The organism is Spirillospora sp. NPDC127506 (assembly GCF_040302145.1).
Lineage (GTDB): Bacteria > Actinomycetota > Actinomycetes > Streptosporangiales > Streptosporangiaceae > Spirillospora.
Genome location: NZ_JBEORG010000001.1, coordinates 170,149 through 187,476 on the forward strand (window position 1 = coordinate 170,149; position 17,328 = coordinate 187,476).

General features: G+C 75.5%; 14 protein-coding genes. 9 read left to right on the forward strand and 5 right to left on the reverse strand.

Features of this window, described 5'->3' with window-relative positions:
* Positions 1-56: 56 nt before the first annotated feature.
* The gene (locus tag ABTW95_RS00740) at positions 57-860 is read left to right on the forward strand and encodes an SRPBCC family protein (RefSeq protein ID WP_396447627.1); all 804 of its coding nucleotides are present in this window, start codon (positions 57-59) and stop codon (positions 858-860) included.
* A gap of 12 nt (positions 861-872) precedes the next feature.
* On the forward strand, positions 873-1,970 hold the full coding sequence (locus ABTW95_RS00745) for an SRPBCC family protein (protein WP_500223443.1): 1,098 nt from the start codon (positions 873-875) through the stop codon (positions 1,968-1,970).
* 15 nt (positions 1,971-1,985) lie between these two features.
* On the opposite strand, the gene ABTW95_RS00750 is transcribed toward ABTW95_RS00745, so the two are convergent.
* The gene (locus ABTW95_RS00750) at positions 1,986-4,823 is read right to left on the reverse strand and encodes a helix-turn-helix transcriptional regulator (protein ID WP_500223445.1); all 2,838 of its coding nucleotides are present in this window, start codon (positions 4,821-4,823) and stop codon (positions 1,986-1,988) included.
* A gap of 263 nt (positions 4,824-5,086) precedes the next feature.
* Here ABTW95_RS00750 and ABTW95_RS00755 point away from each other — a divergent pair, with 263 nt between their 5' ends.
* The gene (locus tag ABTW95_RS00755) at positions 5,087-6,349 is read left to right on the forward strand and encodes a PucR family transcriptional regulator (protein WP_500223447.1); all 1,263 of its coding nucleotides are present in this window, start codon (positions 5,087-5,089) and stop codon (positions 6,347-6,349) included.
* A gap of 4 nt (positions 6,350-6,353) precedes the next feature.
* Here ABTW95_RS00755 and bdeA read toward each other — a convergent pair whose 3' ends face one another.
* Both bdeA and ABTW95_RS00765 read right to left on the reverse strand, forming a co-directional pair.
* A complete protein-coding gene (gene bdeA, locus ABTW95_RS00760; protein ID WP_500223878.1) occupies positions 6,354-7,220 on the reverse strand; it encodes a bis(hydroxyethyl) terephthalate hydrolase in 867 nt (288 codons plus the stop codon).
* A gap of 143 nt (positions 7,221-7,363) precedes the next feature.
* Positions 7,364-8,200, reverse strand: coding sequence for a class I SAM-dependent methyltransferase (locus ABTW95_RS00765; protein ID WP_500223448.1), 837 nt, complete (start codon positions 8,198-8,200; stop codon positions 7,364-7,366).
* Positions 8,201-8,433: 233 nt separating this feature from the next.
* Here ABTW95_RS00765 and ABTW95_RS00770 point away from each other — a divergent pair, with 233 nt between their 5' ends.
* The gene (locus ABTW95_RS00770; protein WP_500223450.1) at positions 8,434-10,134 is read left to right on the forward strand and encodes a bis-aminopropyl spermidine synthase family protein; all 1,701 of its coding nucleotides are present in this window, start codon (positions 8,434-8,436) and stop codon (positions 10,132-10,134) included.
* 8 nt (positions 10,135-10,142) lie between these two features.
* Here the strand turns inward: ABTW95_RS00770 and ABTW95_RS00775 are convergent, their stop codons facing one another.
* Positions 10,143-10,889, reverse strand: coding sequence for an SDR family NAD(P)-dependent oxidoreductase (locus ABTW95_RS00775; RefSeq protein ID WP_500223451.1), 747 nt, complete (start codon positions 10,887-10,889; stop codon positions 10,143-10,145).
* Entirely contained in the window at positions 10,889-11,584 is a 696-nt protein-coding gene (locus tag ABTW95_RS00780) for an SDR family NAD(P)-dependent oxidoreductase (protein ID WP_500223453.1), read from the reverse strand. Before ABTW95_RS00780 ends, ABTW95_RS00775 begins: the two co-directional genes overlap by 1 nt.
* A gap of 192 nt (positions 11,585-11,776) precedes the next feature.
* On the opposite strand from ABTW95_RS00780, the gene ABTW95_RS00785 reads away from it, so the two are divergent.
* The 5 genes from ABTW95_RS00785 to ABTW95_RS00805 all read left to right on the forward strand — a co-directional run bounded on the left by ABTW95_RS00785 (position 11,777) and on the right by ABTW95_RS00805 (position 17,317).
* Positions 11,777-12,844 carry a PucR family transcriptional regulator gene (locus tag ABTW95_RS00785; RefSeq protein WP_500223455.1) on the forward strand — a complete coding sequence of 356 codons (1,068 nt, stop codon included), beginning with the start codon at positions 11,777-11,779 and terminating at the stop codon, positions 12,842-12,844.
* Between the two features lie 385 nt (positions 12,845-13,229).
* On the forward strand, positions 13,230-14,087 hold the full coding sequence (hpnC, locus tag ABTW95_RS00790) for a squalene synthase HpnC (RefSeq protein ID WP_396447617.1): 858 nt from the start codon (positions 13,230-13,232) through the stop codon (positions 14,085-14,087).
* 4 nt (positions 14,088-14,091) lie between these two features.
* A complete protein-coding gene (gene hpnD, locus ABTW95_RS00795; RefSeq protein WP_396447616.1) occupies positions 14,092-14,952 on the forward strand; it encodes a presqualene diphosphate synthase HpnD in 861 nt (286 codons plus the stop codon).
* Positions 14,949-16,310, forward strand: a complete 1,362-nt coding sequence (gene hpnE, locus ABTW95_RS00800) for a hydroxysqualene dehydroxylase HpnE (RefSeq protein WP_396447615.1) — start codon at positions 14,949-14,951, stop codon at positions 16,308-16,310. Before hpnD ends, hpnE begins: the two co-directional genes overlap by 4 nt.
* On the forward strand, positions 16,307-17,317 hold the full coding sequence (locus ABTW95_RS00805; protein ID WP_500223458.1) for a polyprenyl synthetase family protein: 1,011 nt from the start codon (positions 16,307-16,309) through the stop codon (positions 17,315-17,317). The genes hpnE and ABTW95_RS00805 overlap by 4 nt, the downstream gene beginning before the upstream one ends.
* Positions 17,318-17,328 lie beyond the last annotated feature (11 nt).

Here is a 17,328-nt window from a genome sequence, read left to right on the forward strand (position 1 = left end):
GGTCTTGACCGGGTAACCCGGCGCCGTATCCGAGTGGACGACGAGGTGGACAGGACATGAGATTCCGGACCGGCACCGCCGCCGGCACGGCGCTCGGCGCCGCCGCGGGCGCGGGCGGGGTCGCCGCGGCCCTGTCGGCCCGGCGCCTCGGCCGCCGCGTCCTGCGCCGGGCCGAGCGGCGGCTGGAGCGCGAGACCCGGCGTCTCGTCGCGAAGGCCGAACAGGCGGGTCCGCTGGGCAAGGCCGCGCTGGCCGGGGTGAAGGCGCTGCGGGACGGCAAGTCCCCGCTCCGCGCGCTGCTGAGCTTCGGCTGGACGGCCCTGAAGGAGACCCTCGCCGGCATCTTCGGGCGTGGGCGAAGGGGGAAACCGACCAACATCGTCGAGCAGATCGATGTGGGCGCGCCGCGCCGCCTCGTCTACGACCAGTGGACGCGGTTCCAGGACTACCCGTCCTTCATGAAGAAGGTCGAGAGCGTCGACCAGGCGTCCGACGAGAAGCTGCACTGGAAGGCGAAGATCTTCCTGTCCAGCCGGACGTGGGAGTCGACGATCACCGAGCAGGTCCCCGACGAGCACATCGTGTGGCGCTCCAAGGGGCCGAAGGGCCACGTGGACGGGGCCGTCAGCTTCCACGAGCTGACCCCCGACCTGACCCGCGTCCTGCTCGTCCTGGAGTACCACCCCGCCGGTCTCTTCGAGCGGACCGGCAACCTCTGGCGCGCGCAGGGCCGCCGGGCCCGCCTTGAACTGAAGCATTTCCGCCGTCACGTGATGACACAGGCGCTGACCCGCCCCGACGAGGTCGAGGGCTGGCGAGGCGAGATCCGCGACGGCGAGATCGTCACAACCCCCGAGTGAGGTAGACACACAATGGCACGCGGAAGCCTGATGGGCCGGGCGCCCATCGGACAGATCACCAAGCATCTCCCCGGCGGGCGCCGCAAGCGCATCCCCGACCTGGGCCGTCTCTCCAAGAACCTCCCGAAGGGCCTGCCGGGCGGGCGGGCCGTGGGCACCGCGGGCGGCGTCCTGCTCGGCGCCGGCGCGGCCGTCGCGGCGAGCCGGGCCCTCGGCGGGCGCGGGGGCGGGCAGGACCGGAACCCCGGCGGCAACCCCGGCGAGGAGAAGGCCGAATCTCCCGAGAAGACCGAGTCCAAGAAGCAGGACGAGGGCGGCAAGGACGAGCGCGAGAACGAGAGCAAGAACGAGAGCAAGGACAACGGGCACGGCGTGCTCGGCCAGCTCAAGAGCACGGTCGGCGGCGCCCTCCCCGGCGGCAAGGGCAAGGACGACGGCGACGGCAAGAAGGGCGGCAAGGGCGGCGGCGGCAAGAAGGTGAAGGTCACCAACATCGTCGAGCACATCGACGTGGGCGCGCCGCGCCGCCTCGTCTACGACCAGTGGACGCAGTTCCAGGACTACCCGTCCTTCATGAAGAAGGTCATCAGCGTCGACCAGGCCGACGAGACCAAGCTGAACTGGAAGGCCAAGATCTTCTGGTCCGCCCGGACCTGGGAGTCCACGATCATCGAGCAGGTCCCCGACGACCACATCGTGTGGCGCTCGAAGGGCCCGAAGGGGCACGTGGACGGGACGGTCAGCTTCCATGAGCTGTCCCCGAACCTGACCCGCGTCCTGGTCGTCCTCGAATACCACCCGCAGGGCTTCATGGAGAAGACCGGGAACCTCTGGCGCGCGCAGGGCCGCCGGGCCCGCCTCGAACTCAAGCACTTCCGCCGGTACGTGATGACGCAGTCGCTGACCCGCGCGGACGAGATCGAGGGCTGGCGCGGCGAGATCCGCGACAGCGAGGTCGTCCGGACGCACGAGGAGGCCGTGGAGGAGGAGACGTCCGCGAAGGACGGCTCCAAGGAGAGCTCGAAGTCGTCGAGCGCCTCCAAGAGCAACGCCAAGTCGTCGTCCGCCAAGAACGCCAAGGCGCGCGAGGAGGAGTACGAGGAGGTCTGACCCGCCCCGGCGGGCTCAGCGGATGAGGCGGGCCAGCTCGACGCGCGACCGGATCCCGAGCCGGGTGAAGACGTTGCGGAGATGATGGTCGATCGTCCGCGGGCTGAGCAGCAGCCGCGCCGCGATCTCCCGGTTGGTGGCGCCCTCGGCGGCCATCCGGGCGATGTGCGCCTGCTGCGCGGTCAGCTTCCCGAACCCGTTCGCGGCGCGCGGCGGCGCGGACTCCGCGCCCCGCGCGCCGCCCGTCCCCACCCCCCGCTCGGGGACGGGCGGCGCCGCGGCGGGGGGCGCGACGGTCTCGCCGGCGGCGCGCAGCTCCGCGCCGGCCTGCGCGGCCCACGGGACGGCGCCGTACCGCTCGAAGATCCGCAGCGCGGCGCGCAGGTGCCCGCGGGCGGCGCGGGGCCGCCGGCCGCGCCGCAGCCGGTGCCCGTACAGCAGCTCCGTGCGGGCGAGCTCGAACACCGCCCCGGCGGCCTCGTGCAGCCGCAGGGCCTCGGTGAAGTGCTCCTCCGCCTCGGCGTCGCGTTCCGCGAGCAGGGCGCGGCAGCGGCGGCTGAGCGCCTCCCGCCCGGGCGCCGAGCCGACGCCGTCGGTCCAGCGGCGGAAGTGCTCGTAGGCGCGCGCGGCCCGCTCGTGGTCGCCGGTGCGCACCAGCGCCTCCACCAGGTGCGGGACGGCGAACAGCCGCGACGGCGGATGGGCGAGCCCGGCCCCGCCCGGCAGCCGCAGCCGCGCGGCGGCGTCGGCGGGGCGGTCCGCGGCGAGGTCCAGGCAGGCGGGCGCCCACGTGCCGAGCGCGGCGGCGCGGGTGAGGCCGCGCCGGTCGGCGGTGCCGGTGAGCCGGGCCAGGTGCGCGTCGGCCGCCGCCGCGTCGCCGTTGAACGCGGCGGTCAGCGCGAGCGTGGCGAGCTGCTCGGTGGCGTGGCCGTGCAGCCGGGTGGCGCGGGCGAGCCGCAGCCCGTCGTGGCAGGCGGCGATGGGCGCCGGCGGGTGCCCGAGGAGCGCCTCGCACCGCCCGGCGACCAGCAGCGCGTACGACTCGGCGGGCGCGTTGCCGGCCCGCCGCGCGGACGCGACGGCCTCGGCGGCGAGGGAGCGGGTGCGCGGCCCGTCGCCCAGCGCGAACGCGGCGAGCGCCGCCCACGCCCGCGCGGCCGGGTCGGCGATGTCCGCGCCGAGCCGGGCGGCGGTGCCGAGCCGCTCCGCCGCCTCCCGGTACCGGCCGCGGACGGTGGCCGCCATGCCGCCGAGGTAGGCGAGCATCAGCTCCCCGCGCGCGTCGCCGGCGGGCGGCAGGGACGCCGCCCGGTCGGCGATCTCCAGGTAGGTGTGCGCGTCGCCGGACGCGTCGGCGGCCTCGGCGGCCCACATCAGCGCGGTCCGCGCCGCCTCCGCGTCCGACCCGGCGAGCCGCTCGGCCGCGTCCCGCAGCACGGGGACCGCCGTCGCCGGGCAGCCCGCCGCGACCTCGATCTCGCCGCGCAGCAGCGCGGCGCGGGCGGCGCGCGTCACGTCGCAGGCGGGCGGGCGGACCTGCCGGAGCATGGCGCGGGCCCGCCGGGACCGCCCGCTCGCCCACGCGTCCCCGGCGGCGCACAGGAACCGGTCGGTGCGGACGCGGTGCTCCACGGTGAGCGTCGCGGCGCGCCGCCAGAGCCGCCACGAGTCGGCGTAGCGCCCGGCGCGCTGGGCCGCGCCCGCCGCGGCCGCGAGCTCGGCGGCGACCCGGTCGTCGGGTTCGCCGGTGACGGCGGCGCGGTGCCAGATCCGGCGGGGCCGCTGCCATTCCCGGTCGAGCACCTCGGCGAGCAGCGCGTGCGCGTCCCGCCGCTCCTCCCGGGACGCGTCCGCCCACAGCGAGGACTGGACGAGCCGGTCGCGCACCGCGACGCCCTCGCCCTCGAACCGCAGCAGGCCCGACTCGCGGGCCGCGTCGAGGTCGGCCGGGTCCGCGCCGCCCCGCCGGGCGGCGCGCGCCATCGTGCCGGCGCCGATCCACTCCTCGGCCACCGCCATCAGCACGAGCCGCCGCGCACCGGCCGGCAGGTCGAGGTAGCGGCGGCGGTGCAGGGCGCGCAGGGCGCTGCCCGCGGGAAGCGCGCGCGGCGGCCGGGCGGCCCCGGACAGCTGCGCGGTCGTCAGCGCGGCGGCCAGCTCCCGGATCGCGAGGGGCCGCCCGCACGCCAGGTCGACGATCTCCTCGGCGAGGTCGCCGCCGCCGGTGCCGTCCAGGCTGCCGCCGGCGGGGCCGGAGCCGATCGCGTCCTGTAAGACGCGGCGGCTCGCCTCCTCGTCGAGCGGCGCGAGCCGCAGCCGCGGGATGCCGGCGAGCCCGCCCGCGTCGCCCGCGTCGTCGCGGGTGGCGAACAGCACGGCGATCGGCTCGTCCTGGACGCGGCGCGCCGCGAACGCCAGCACCTCCAGCGAGCCGGGGTCGAGCCACTGCACGTCGTCCGCCCAGCACAGCAGGGGGCCGCCGCGCGCGGTGAGGCTGAGCAGCTCGCACACCGCCGTGTAGAGGACGAACCGCGCGGCGCTCGGCGTGCCGTCCATGATCGTGCCGAGCGCGCCGCGGTGCGCGGGCGGCAGCTGCGCGGTCTCCGCGGCGAGCGGCCGCAGCAGCCGGTGCAGCCCCGCGTACGGGACGGACGTCTCCCCGGGGACGCCGGTGGTCCCGATCGTCCGGAAGGCGGGCCCGGCCGCGCGGACGGCCGCCTCCAGCAGCGCCGTCCGGCCGACGCCGGGGTCGCCGGCGACGGCCAGGGCTCCGCCGTGCCCGCCGCGGGCCCGGTCGAGCATCGCCTCGATCGCCCGTGTCTCGCGTTCGCGTCCGTGCAGGGGGTGGGTCATGCCGGTCCCTCCTCGACGGGGAACTGACCTCGGCCCGGGGGCCGTAGGGGGCTCCTCTATTGGACGGGGTCTCAAAAGGGAAGGGGACCATAGATCAGCACGACCACCCGCCGCGGGTCCAGAGCGAGTTTCCGTCGCGTGGCCGCGGCGCAATCCGGACCGGCCCCGGTTGTGCGCCCGCACAGTCCGGCCCCCCGAAGATGGCCCGTACGCGCCCGTGATGTCACCATGAGGCCCCCGTGTTGTGCTGGAGGTGGCCCTCGATGACGGGAGGACGGACCGAACTGGCCGGGCAGGTGGACGCCGACCGGACGATCATGCGGAAGGCGGTGCTGCGCCTCTCCGACCGGCTGCCCGACCTCGCCGACCGGCTCGCCGCCGAGATCCTGTCCGGCGACCGGGGCGGCCGCGACGACGCGTTCCGCCACGACGTGTGGGAGATGTGCCACACCGGGTTCGGGCACGGCTTCCGGACCATCCTCGATCCGAGCCGCGGCCGCGCCGACCTCGACTGGGCGCGGCGCCTCGGGCAGCGCCGGGCGCACCAGGGGCAGCCGCTCGACCAGCTGCTGCGCTCCTACCGGCTCGCCGGGCGGGTGTTCTGGGAGGCGGTCGTCGAGGTCGTCGGGCAGCACGACCCGGAGAACGTCCCGGCGCTGATCCGGCAGGCGACCCGCACGTGGGACACCATCGACCAGCAGTCCGGCGCCGCCGCGGCCGCCTACCACCGCACCGAGCTGGCGCTGGCGCGGCGCAGCGAGGAGCGGGTGCAGGCGATCGTGGACGCGCTGCTGGACGGGCAGGGCGCCGACGGCGGGCTGCTGTCGACCGCCACGTCCGTCCTCGGCCTGCCCGCGACGGGGCGGTACGCCGTCGTGATGCTGGGCGCCGAGTGCGGTTTCGGGGACGGCGTGGACCGCCGTCCCGCCGACACCGGCGGCATGCGGTTCATCTGGCGGCTGCGCACCGACGCGCAGGTCGCGCTGGTCGCGCTCGGCAGCGCCGGGCTGGACGACCTCGTCGCCGCCGTCCGCCCCTACGCGCGCTCGCACGCCGGCGTCAGCCCGGTCGTCGGGTCGCTCGCCGAGCTGGGCGGCGCGCGCTGGTTCGCCGAGCTGGCGCTGCGGACGTGCCGCGGCCCCGGCAACCAGATCGCCCGCCTGGACCGGCGCCTGCCCGACGCGCTCGTGCTGTCCCAGCCGCGCCTCGCCGGGCGGCTCGGCCATGTCGCGCTCGGCGGCCTCGGCGACGTGGACCCCGCGTTCCGGGACGTCCTGCTGACGACGCTGGAGACCTGGCTGGAGTGCGACGGCTCCGCGGCCCGCGCCGCGGACCGGCTGTTCTGCCACCGCAACACCGTCCTCAACCGGCTCCGCAAGATCGAGCAGCTGACCGGGCGCACGCTCACCCGCCCCGGCGACCTCGTCGAGCTGGCCCTCGCGCTGAGTGCGCTGCGGCTGCACGGCCCGGACGACGACGTCGAAGGGCCGCCCGTGCGGGGAGGCAGCGGGCGGCCCGGCCGGTGAGCGGCTAGGAGTTCGGGCAGGTGTCCCGGTACTCGGAGATGTTCAGGTCCCGGCCGGGGCCGGGGCACAGGAACTGGTCATAGCGGGTGTCGTTGTCGATGTACCGCTTGAGCCACGAGATGCTGTACTTCGCGATCGTCGTGTTGGAGATGTTCGGCGCGAAGTGGCTGGCGCCCGCGAGCTCCAGGTACGCCTTCTCCGACGACTCCGGGATGCTCGTGTAGAACGGCTTGGAGTGCGTGGCGACGGGCGCGATCGTGTCGGCCTGCGCACCGATGATCATGGTGGGCACGCGCACGTTCGAGAAGTTCTTCTGCAGGTCCCACGGGGTGAGCGGGATCGCCGCCTGCAGCTGCGGCCGGTCCTCGGCGGCCTCCAGCGTGCCGCCGCCGCCCATCGAGTGGCCCATCACGCCGAGCCGGGAGGCGTCGATCCGGTTGCGGACGCTGCTGCGCTGCGTGAGGTAGTCGAGCGCGGCCTCCAGCTGCCGGGCGCGGCTGTCGGGCTGGTCGAGGCGGGTGAGGGTGTCGATCGTGAAGATCACGAAGCCCTGCGAGGCGAGCCGCGGGCCGAGCCAGGCCATGCTGCTCTGGTCGGCGGTGAAGCCGGGCGCCACCGCGACCGCGCCGAACGTCCCCTCGGCGGTGCTGGTCGGGTAGTAGATCGTCCCGCCGCCGAAGCCGGAGACGCTCAGCCCGGAGACGCTCGTCTGGGACGTCGCGAACGGGCCGCGCAGCGCCTCGATGCTGCGCTCGGTCGGCGCGGGGCCGCGCTCGTAGGGGTTGTCGGCCGCCTGCGCGGCCTGCGGGACGGCGAGGGCGGTCGCGGTCAGCGCTGTGGCGAGCAGCGTTTTCGCCGCACGCCGGGGGATGGGGTGCACGTCGGTTCGCTCCTGTTCGGGGGGAGGAGCCGGGAGCCGGCTCCCCGGAAACGGGGGCGGAGCCGGGGGCCGGCTCCAGGACGCGCACATTGTCCGCACGCGGGCCGGCCCCCGGGCATCGGCGAAATCGCCGGTCATCCCGCGACGACGGCCCTCACCAGGCGGAAGTAGTCGAACGGGCGCAGGGCGTCGGCCCGCCGCCACGTCTCGGGCGGGACGGCGCGCTCCAGCGTCACGTTCTCGGCGACCTCGAAGCCGTGGTCCTTGAGCAGCGCGTCGATCTCCTCGGGGGAGAAGTGCGACCTGTAGGGCTCGGCGTTCTCCCCGACGACCTGCGCGGCGATCTCCGCGTAGGCGTCGCCCTCGGCGTCGCGCAGTCCCTCCGGGAGGGCGTAGTCCATGACGAGCTCGGTGCCGGGGGCGAGCCGGCCGATCTCGCCGAGGGTCGCCGCCACGGCGTCGCGGCTGAGGTAGAAGCTGACGCCGAGCCAGCTCACCAGGGCGGGCTTCGCCGGGTCGAACCCGGCTGCGGCGAGCTTGCGGAACGGTTCCTCCGCCTCGAAGTCGGCGGGGACGAGGGCGACCCGCTCGGGCACCTCGATGCCGGCCGCCGCCAGCAGCCCCTTCTTCCATTCCTGCGTCGCCGGGTGGTCGACCTCGAACACGTCGATGCCCGGTTCCGCGCGGTACCCGTAGGTGTCGAGGCCCGCGCCGAGGATCACGTACTGCGCGTGCCCGGCGAGCCGCTCCTCGGCGTACCGGGCCCGGACGGTGGTGATCGCCCTGGTCCCGGCCAGGATGATGTGCTCCCCCTGCGCCCGGTGGTACCCGATCATCTCGTCCGCGAGGCCGCCGAGCAGCGGCCCCGCGACCGTGTCCGTGAAGATCTTCGGCGTGCCGTCCGCCGTCAGGTGGGCCGCCCGCGCCGCCGCCGAAGCGAGCGCCGTCATGCTGGCCCGTCCCTCGTCCATCGACCCGTTCCCCTTTCGCCGACGAATTTCGTCGGCAAGGAACATACCGGCCGATAACGCAAGCATAACAGAACAAAATAAATTACCGATAAACGTGGCATCACATTCTCGGCGTCGGCGGGTATGCGCGGCCGGCGCCGGCGGCGCTGGCGTGATGCGCGCGCCGCCCTCGCGGGCCGGGTGAGCCTAGGATCGGTCCGTCAACCGTCCACTCCGAGCGAAGCAGGCGACCGATGACGAATGGCGAGCCGCCGCAGCGGCGAACGCCGGTGGAGGCCGTCCGCGCGGTGCGGGACGAATTCGGGATCGATGCCCGCCGCATCGACCAGATCGGCCGCCTGCTGGCCGCCGGAGAATTCCGCACCGTCGAAGACGTCGTCTCCCTTACCGGAACGTCGCGGCGGACGGTGGAGGCGGTTTTCCGGGCCCTGGAGCCGCATCTCGAATCGTCCGGGGACGGAAGGCGCATCGGGAAGCGGCACGTCGGGGAATACCGCGGCGTGTTCGGCGCCGGGGAGCCGTTCGGCGTCCGGGACCCGTGGGCGGAGCCCGCGCGCCGCGACCCGGCCGTCCTCGCCGCGATGGACGGGCTGATCGGCGCCGCGCCGCCGCCGGTGCAGGCGCTCGACCACGTGCCCGCCACCGCCGAGACCGTGGTCAAGCGGGCCCGGTTCATGCTCGACGGCTTCGACCTGACCGGCGCGCAGGTGCTCTTCGCCGGCGACCACGACCTGACCTCGCTGGGCCTGTTCCTCGCCGGCGGGGCGCCCGGCCTGCGGGCGAGCGTCGTGGACGTCGACGAGCGGCTGCTCGAATTCATCGACGCGGAGGCCGCGCGGCGCGGCTGGGAGGTGCGCTGCCTGTTCGCCGACCTGCGGCTGGGGCTGCCCGCCGCGCTGGGGGAGTCCGCCGACCTGGTGTTCACCGACCCGCCGTACACGCCGGAGGGCGTCCGGCTCTTCGTCGCGCGCGGCCTGCAGGGGCTGCGCGACCACCGCAACGGGCGGGTCCTGCTCGCCTACGGGTTCGGGGAGCGGCAGCCGGCGCTCGGGCTGGCCGTCCAGAAGGCGCTGAACCCGCTGCACCTCGTGTACGAGGCGGTGCTTCCGAACTTCAACCGGTACGCGGGCGCGCAGGCCGTCGGCAGCGCGGCGGCGCTCTACGTGCTGCGCCCCACCCGGCGGACGGCCGCCGCCGCCAGGGCCGCCGCCGACGACCCGAGGGCGGCCCTGTACACCCACGGCGCCCAGTCGGTGGAGGCGGTCGCGGGCCTGGACGGCGAGGCCGCCGCCCGGGTCGTCGAACTCGGCGCCGGCCCCGGGGAGCAGCCGCTGCTGGTCGGCGACGACTGGCCCGCGGGCGCCCCCGGCCGGCGGATCGGGCTGCCCGCGTTCCTGGGCGCGCCGCTGCCCCGGCCCCTGCGGGACCACGGCACCGTCCTGGTCAACCTGTATCCGGGCTTCGGGGCGTCGGCGGTCCGGGCGCTGCTCGCCGCGAACGCGCGCCGCGCCGCCCTCGTGTGCCGCAACGACCTGCCCTTCCTGAAGGACGCGGAGGGGCAGCGGGAGTTCGCCCGGCTCATCGGGCCCAAGTACCGCATCGCCCGGTTCCTGCGCGGCACGCCGGGCCCCGGCCAGGCCGTCGTCCTCGCGGAGAGGACGGCGCCGGACGACGAACCGCCGGGCGCCGGCCGCGTCCTCGGGCACATCTACGCGCGGGCGCACGGCAAGCTCGGCAACGGCTGGCGGGAGGGGCTCATCGCGCTCCAGAAGGCCGCCGGCCGGGCGCTCACCAAGAGCGAGGCCCGCGCCGCCGTCGCCTCCGCCGCGAGCCGCCCCGACATGCTGGAGCTGTCCCCGATGGACCTGCCCCGGCACCTGTTCGCCGTCCTCGAAGAGGACGTCGCGCGCTCGGTGGCGGCCCTGCCCGGCTGACCGCCGCCTCAGGCGCGGGCCCTGGTGGTGCCGCCGTTGGCGTGCAGGATCTGCCCGACGAGCGTCGGCATCCGCTCGTCGGCGAGGAACGCCACCGCCGCCGCGATCTCGTCCGGCGCCGCGATGCGCCCGAGCGGCACCCGCGCGGTCTGCGCGGCGCGGAACTCCGCGGGCGGCACCCCGGCCGCCTCCGCCTGCGCCGCCAGCCGCGGCGTGTCGATCACGCTCGGCGCGATCGCGTTCACCGCGATGCCGAGCGGCGCCAGCTCCCGGCCGAGCGACTTGGCGAGCGTGGCGATCCCGGCCTTGGCCGCCGAGCAGGCGGTCGCCCCCGGCCGGCCGATCAGCCCGCCCTCGGACGCGACCAGGACCATCCGGCCGCCGCCGCGCTCCACCATCCCGGGCATGACGGCCTGCGCGCACGCGAACGTGCCGCCGAGGTCGACGTCGATGACCCGCCACCAGTCGTCCAGGTCGTGCTCGCCGAACGGTGCCGTGGTCAGCCGGGTGGCGCCGGCGACGAGGATCCCGATGTGCCCGCCGGTCCGCTGCTCGATCTCCGCGACCATCGCGGCCACCGCGTCCGGGTCGGCGACGTCCGCGGGCACGGCCAGCCCGTCCAGCTCCCCGGCGAGGGCGGACAGGTCCAGGCCCGGGCGGTCGTTCAGCGCGACCCGGTGGCCCTCCGCGGCGAGCCGCCGCGAGACCGCGGTGCCGAGGCCGCCGCCGGCCCCGGTGACCAGCGCGACCGCCATCAGATCACCGCCCCGGAGTTGGGGGAGAGGACCTCCCCGGCGCAGAACGTCGCCTCCTCCACCAGGTACGCGGTGGCGAACGCGACCTCCTCCGGGGACGTCAGCCGCCCGGTGGGCAGCGTCTGCAGGTACGCGGGCCGCCGCCACGGCGAGTCCGGCGGCAGCATGGACGTGTCGGTCGGGCCGGGCGCCACCGCGTTCACCCGCACCCCGGACGGCGCCAGCTCGGCCGCCAGCGACCGGACGAGCCCGATCACCGCGCCCTTGGCCGCCGAGTAGTGCGCCTCGCCGTCCCCGCCGCCGATGGCGAGGTCGGACGAGACCGCGACCACGGTGCCCCGGCCGCGCTCCACCATGCCGGGCGCCACGGCCCGGCACACGTTCACGGCCCCGCCCAGGTGCACGCGCAGCATCCGGACCCAGTCCGCCCAGGCGATGTCGGACACCGGGACGATGCTGTAGTGCCCGGCCGCGCACACCGCCGCCTCGATCGGCCCCATCTCCCGCTCGATCCGCCGGACGGCGGCGGTCACCTGCTCCGGGACGGCCACGTCCACGCCCACCGTGTGGTGGGCGTCCGCCGCCGGGAGGAGGTCGAGGCCGGCCGTCGTCCAGCCGCGCCCGGCCAGCTCGCGCACCATCGCGGCGCCGATCCCGCTCGCCGCGCCGGTGACGAGTGCGACTCGCTCGCGCATCCGATCACCCCGAAGATAGCTCCGAAGTTCCAGGCAAACCCGACATAACCGCAGGCGGCAAGGGGCGCGGCGGTTTGTTGGCCGAACGCACCGCGCCGCGCCCGGACCGTCGTGCCCTTCTCCAACGCACGGTTCTGCCAAATCACGGTCACGTGCGCCGACCCCGCCGCCCCGGGGTGAGAGGGTGAGGCTGTGACCAGCGATTCCGCGGTGCCGCAGCACACCGTCCGGCAGCTCCTCGCGGTGCCGCGCTTCCGGCTCCGGCTGGTCGCCGGCGAGAGCGGCCTCGACCGGCCGCTGCGCTGGGCGCACTCGACCGAGCTGCGCGATCCCGGGCCCCACCTGCGCGGCCACGAGATCGTCCTGACGGTCGGCGCGTCGCTGCGGGAGCCGGGCGCCTGCACGGCGTTCGCCGAGTCGGTGAAGGCCGGCCGGGCGAGCGCGATCGGCTACGGGACCGGGGACGTGACCGCCGAGTCGCCGGCGGAGCTGCGCGAGGCGTGCGAGCGCCTCGGGCTGCCGCTGCTGGAGGTGCCGGCCGAGGTCCCGTTCCTCGGCTTCACCGAGTTCTTCGCCGAGTTCTTCGCCGAGCGGCTCGCGTCCACCCGGGACGAGCGGCGCGAACGGGAGGAGACCGGGCGGCTGCTGCGCATGGTCCAGCAGGGCGTCGCGTCCCCCGAGGCGCTCCGCGCCCGGATCGACGACGCCGGGCTCGACCCGGCCGCGCTGCTCGTGATCGCGATGGAGGGCGTCGAGGAGGAGCTGCCGGGCGTCCTCGGCGTGGACGGCGACACCGCGCTGCTCATCACCAACGACTCGCACGCCTGGTCCGAGCCCGCCGGCGTCGGCAGCCCCGGCCCGCTCGACCACCTGCCGGTGTCGCTCGCCGAGAGCCTCGCCGCCCTCGACTCCGCGCGCCGCCGCGGCGGCGGCGTCGTGCTCGCCTCGGACCTCGCCACCTTCCAGGCGCTGCTCGGCCGGCTCGACCAGGACCAGCTGGCGCCGTTCGTCCAGCAGATCGCCCGCCCGCTGGACGAGTACGACAGCGCGCACGGGACCCGGCTGGCCGAGACGCTCCGCACGTTCCTCGACATGGGCGGCGCGGTCGGCGCGACGTCCCGCGCCCTCTTCCTGCACCCGAACACGCTCCGCCACCGCCTGGCCCGCATCGAGGCCCTCACCGGCCGCGACCCGCTCCAGTTCGAGGACCGGGTGGCCCTCGCCATCGCCGTCTGGGCCGGCGGCCGGCGCGGCGGGTGACTCCGCCGCGGCGCACCCGGGGCGGAGTCACCCGCCCGGCGCCTGCCGAATTTTTACCACCGGCTCCGGCCGCAGGAATGAGACTCGCGTCTCGCATAAATGAGCCTTGGGGTTAGACGCGAGACTCACCTTGAGTCCAATATCACGGAACGGGAAAATCCGCTGACCAGCAGTGGTCGCCGGTCCGGCCATGACATATTCCCGCGTGACCACTTCCGGCCGGGTTCGACAAATTCCGAATATTCTGGAGGGTTCCCGGGGCTGTTCGGGGACGTACGTCACAGGGGCCTCATGATGGACCATGTTTACCGGGCCATCGCCCGGATATCGGGCATCGATGAACGCCCCAGCCGCCGCCCCGCAGGAACGTCGTCGAAGGAACGCCATGTCCGTCAGCGAGCGTTTGTGGAACGAGGCCGAGGAGCGCCGCACCCGGTTCGAACTGCAGTCCAGGGAGAACTTCCCGGTCGCGACTCGGCTGCTCCCCGCCCGGCATCGCGAGCACCTGCTGAACGTCTACGGCTACGCCCGGCTCGTGGACGACATCGGTGACGAGGCGCCGCCGGACGAGCGCGCCGGCCTGCTCGACCTGGTCGAACGCGACCTCGACCGCGTCTACGCGAGCGAGACCCCGGAGCTGCCCGTCCTGCGCGACCTGTCCCGCACCATCGCCGCGTGCCGGATCCCGGCGGAGCCGTTCCGCCGCCTCCTGGAGGCCAACCGGCGCGACCAGGAGGTCACCCGGTACGCGTCCTTCGACGACCTGGTCGGCTACTGCGCCTACTCGGCCGACCCGGTCGGGCACATCGTCCTGCACGTGTTCGGCGCCGCCACCCCCGACCGGCTCGCCCTGTCGGACAAGGTGTGCACCGCGCTGCAGATCATCGAGCACTGCCAGGACGTCGGCGAGGACTACCGCAACGGCCGGATCTACCTGCCGGCCGACGACCTCCGGCGGTTCGGCTGCGCCGAGGACGACCTGGCCGCGCGGACCACGCCCACGCGGCTGCGCGGCGTCGTCGCCCTGCAGGCCAAGCGCGCGGGAGCGCTGCTGGACGAGGGCGCCGCCCTCACCGGCCGGCTCCGCGGATTCGCCCGCGTCGCCGTCGCCGGGTACGTCGCGGGCGGCCTCGCCGCCCTCGCCGCCCTGGAACGCGGCGCCTACGACGTCCTGGGGAGCCCGCCACGGCCGAGGAAGACGCGACTGCTCGCCGAGTGGTCGCGGACATTGGGAAGGAGATGAGGGGATGGACGCTCCCAGTGCCTACCGGCACTGCGAGGACATCGTGCGCTCCCAGGCGCGCAACTTCTCGTACGGGATCCGGCTGCTTCCCGCCCCGAAGCGGCGCGCGCTGAGCGCCGTCTACGCGTTCGCCCGCCGCATCGACGACATCGGCGACGACCACGGCGCGCCGCCCGCGGCCCGGCTCGCGAGGCTCGCGGAGGAGCGCGAGCGCCTGGCCGAGGCGGACGCCCACCCGTCCGACCCGGTCCTCGTCGCGCTGTCGGACGCCGCGCGCCGCCACCCGATCCCGCTGGAGGCGTTCGGCGAGCTGATCGACGGCTGCGAGGCCGACGTCCGCGGCGAGACCTACGACACCTTCGACGACCTGCTCTGGTACTGCCGCTGCGTCGCCGGGTCCATCGGCCGGCTGTCGCTCGGCGTGTTCGGCACGTCCGACCCCGGGACGGCCGTGCCCCGCGCCGACGCGCTCGGCGTCGCGCTCCAGCTGACGAACATCCTGCGGGACGTCCGGGAGGACGGGCTGAGCGGCCGCGTCTACCTGCCCGCCAAGGACCTCGCCCGGTTCGGCTGCACGCTGGAGCGGGACGAGGCCGGCCGGCTCACCGACGACCCGGAGCGGCTGGCGGCCCTCATCCGGTTCGAGGCGGGCCGCGCCGAGGAGTGGTACGCGACCGGGCTGCGGCTGCTGCCCATGCTGGACCGGCGCAGCGCCGCGTGCGCCGGGGCGATGGCCGGCATCTACCGGCAGCTGCTGAAACGCATCAAGGCCGACCCGCTGACCGCGCTGGACACCCGCACCTCCCTGCCGACATGGGAGAAGGCCGCCGTGTCCGCGATGGCCATGTCCGGGGTGCGCCGGTGAGCGGGGCGGACGTCGCCATCGTCGGCGGCGGCCTCGCCGGGATCACCACCGCGCTGGCGCTCCAGGAGACGGGCATACGCACGACGATCTACGAGGCGCGCCCCCGGCTCGGCGGCGCCACGCACTCCTTCACCCGCGGCGGGCTGACCGTCGACAACGGGCAGCACATCTTCCTGAAGTGCTGCTCGGCCTACCGGGGGCTGCTCCAGCGGCTGGGCGCGACGGACCGGGTCCGCGTGCAGGACCGCTTCGACGTCCCCGTCCTCACGCCGGACGGCGGCGGCGGGCGGCTCCGCCGCGCCAAGGCCCCCGGCCCGCTGCACCTGCTGCCCGCGCTCGCCGGCTACCGGCTGCTGCCGCCCGCCGACCGGCTGCGCGCGGTCCGCGCGTCGCTCGCGCTCGACCGGCTCGACCCGGACGACCCGGCGCTCGACCGGTTCGGCATGGGCGGCTGGCTCGCCGCCCATGGCCAGCGGCCGCGGGCGCGCGAGGCGCTGTGGGAGCTGTTCGTCACGGCCGCGCTCAACATCCGGCTGGACGAGGCCGCGCTCGGGCCCGCCGCGATGGTGTGCCAGACCGCGCTGCTCGGCCGCTCGGACGCCGCCGACATCGGCGTGCCCGCCATCCCGCTCGGCGACCTGCACGGCACGGTCGCCGCCGCCGAGATCAAGCGGGGCGGCGGGCGGATCGAGCTGGGCGCGAAGGTCCAGGCGATCGACGCCGGGCCGAAGCTCGTCGTCAACGGCGCCCCGGTGACCGCGGACGCCGTCGTCGTCGCGGTGCCGCACCGGGTGGCGTCGTCGCTCGTCCCCGAGGAGGCGTCCCCGGAACGGGCGAAGTGGGACGGCCTCGGCTCCAGCCCCATCGTCAACGTCCACGTCGTCTACGACCGGCCCGTCCTGCGGGTCGACGGCAGGGACGAGCCGTTCGCCGCGGCCGTCGGCTCGCCCGTGCAGTGGGTGTTCGACCGCACCGAGGTGAGCGGCCTGTCCGGCGGCGGCCAGTACATCGCGGTCTCGGTCTCGGCGGCCGACCGCTGGATCGACACGCCCACCGCCGAACTGCGCGAGGTGTACCTCGCCGAGCTGGAGCGGCTGTTCCCGGCCGCCCGCCGCGCCCGCGTCACCGACTTCTTCGTGACGCGGGAACGGCACGCCACATTCCGCCAGAGCCCCGGCAGCGGCGCGCTGCGCCCCGCGTCCGCGACGCGGCTGCCGTGGCTCTACCTCGCCGGCGCGTGGACGGACACGGGCTGGCCCGACACGATGGAGGGAGCCGTGCGAAGCGGCCTTACCGCCGCCCGCCTCGTCCGGCGGCACCTGCGGCAGGTGCGGACCGACGAGGTGAGCGGCCGATGACCACCATTCCCCACTCGATCACCGACGGGCGCGCGCTCGTCGACGAGGCGATGCGCACGGCCGCGGACCGGCTGGACCCCTGGACCCGCCGCGTCGTCGCCTACCACCTCGGCTGGACCGACGAGAACGGGCACCCGGCCGAGGCGGGCGGGAAGGCGCTGCGCCCCGCGCTGGCGCTGCTGTCCGCCCGCGCCGCCGGCGCGTCCTACGAGACGGCGCTGCCCGGCGCGGTCGCCGTCGAGTTCGTGCACGCGTTCTCGCTGCTGCACGACGACATCATGGACGGCGACCGGACCCGCCGGCACCGCCCCGCCGCGTGGACGGTGTTCGGCCCGTCCGCCGCCATCCTCGGCGGCGACGCGCTGCTCGCGCTGTCGGAGGAGCTGCTGCTCGACCAGCACACGCGGGGCGCGCACTGGGCGGCGCGCGCCCTGACCGCCGCCACGCAGCGGCTCATCTCCGGGCAGGCGTCCGACCTCGGGTTCGAGCAGCGCGACGACGTGACGCTGGACGAGTGCGTCGCGATGGCCGCCGACAAGACCGGCGCGCTGCTGGCCTGCGCCTCCTCGATCGGCGCGATGCTCGGCGAGGGGCCCACCCGGCTCGTCACCGCGCTGACCGGGTTCGGCGCCGAGATGGGCCTCGCGTTCCAGCTCGTGGACGACCTGCTCGGCATCTGGGGCAGCCCGGAGACGACCGGCAAGCCCGTCCTGTCCGACCTGCGGGCCCGCAAGAAGTCGCTGCCGGTGGTGTACGCGCTGACCGCCGGGACGCCGGAGTCGGCGCGGCTCGCCGAGCTGTACGGCAAGCCCGACCAGCCGTCCGAGGACGTCCTGCACGAGATGGCGCGGCTGGTCGAGGCCGCCGGCGGCCGGGACTGGGCCTCCGCCGAGGCGGACCGGCGCATCGCGGCGGCCGAGCGGCACCTCGACGAGTCCGGGATGGACGACCTCGTCGCCGCGGAGTTCCGCGACATCGCCCTGTTCGTCACCGCCCGGGACCACTGACCCGGGCGCGC

Coding starts and splice junctions, on each gene's coding strand:
- ABTW95_RS00740 (WP_396447627.1), top strand. CDS start 57: ATGAGATTCCGGACCGGCACCGCCGCCGGCACGGCGCTCGGCGCCGCC.
- hpnC (WP_396447617.1), top strand. CDS start 13,230: ATGTCCGTCAGCGAGCGTTTGTGGAACGAGGCCGAGGAGCGCCGCACC.
- ABTW95_RS00770 (WP_500223450.1), top strand. CDS start 8,434: ATGACGAATGGCGAGCCGCCGCAGCGGCGAACGCCGGTGGAGGCCGTC.
- ABTW95_RS00745 (WP_500223443.1), top strand. CDS start 873: ATGGCACGCGGAAGCCTGATGGGCCGGGCGCCCATCGGACAGATCACC.
- ABTW95_RS00765 (WP_500223448.1), bottom strand. CDS start 8,200: ATGGACGAGGGACGGGCCAGCATGACGGCGCTCGCTTCGGCGGCGGCG.
- ABTW95_RS00750 (WP_500223445.1), bottom strand. CDS start 4,823: ATGACCCACCCCCTGCACGGACGCGAACGCGAGACACGGGCGATCGAG.
- ABTW95_RS00780 (WP_500223453.1), bottom strand. CDS start 11,584: ATGCGCGAGCGAGTCGCACTCGTCACCGGCGCGGCGAGCGGGATCGGC.
- ABTW95_RS00755 (WP_500223447.1), top strand. CDS start 5,087: ATGACGGGAGGACGGACCGAACTGGCCGGGCAGGTGGACGCCGACCGG.
- hpnD (WP_396447616.1), top strand. CDS start 14,092: ATGGACGCTCCCAGTGCCTACCGGCACTGCGAGGACATCGTGCGCTCC.
- ABTW95_RS00805 (WP_500223458.1), top strand. CDS start 16,307: ATGACCACCATTCCCCACTCGATCACCGACGGGCGCGCGCTCGTCGAC.
- ABTW95_RS00775 (WP_500223451.1), bottom strand. CDS start 10,889: ATGGCGGTCGCGCTGGTCACCGGGGCCGGCGGCGGCCTCGGCACCGCG.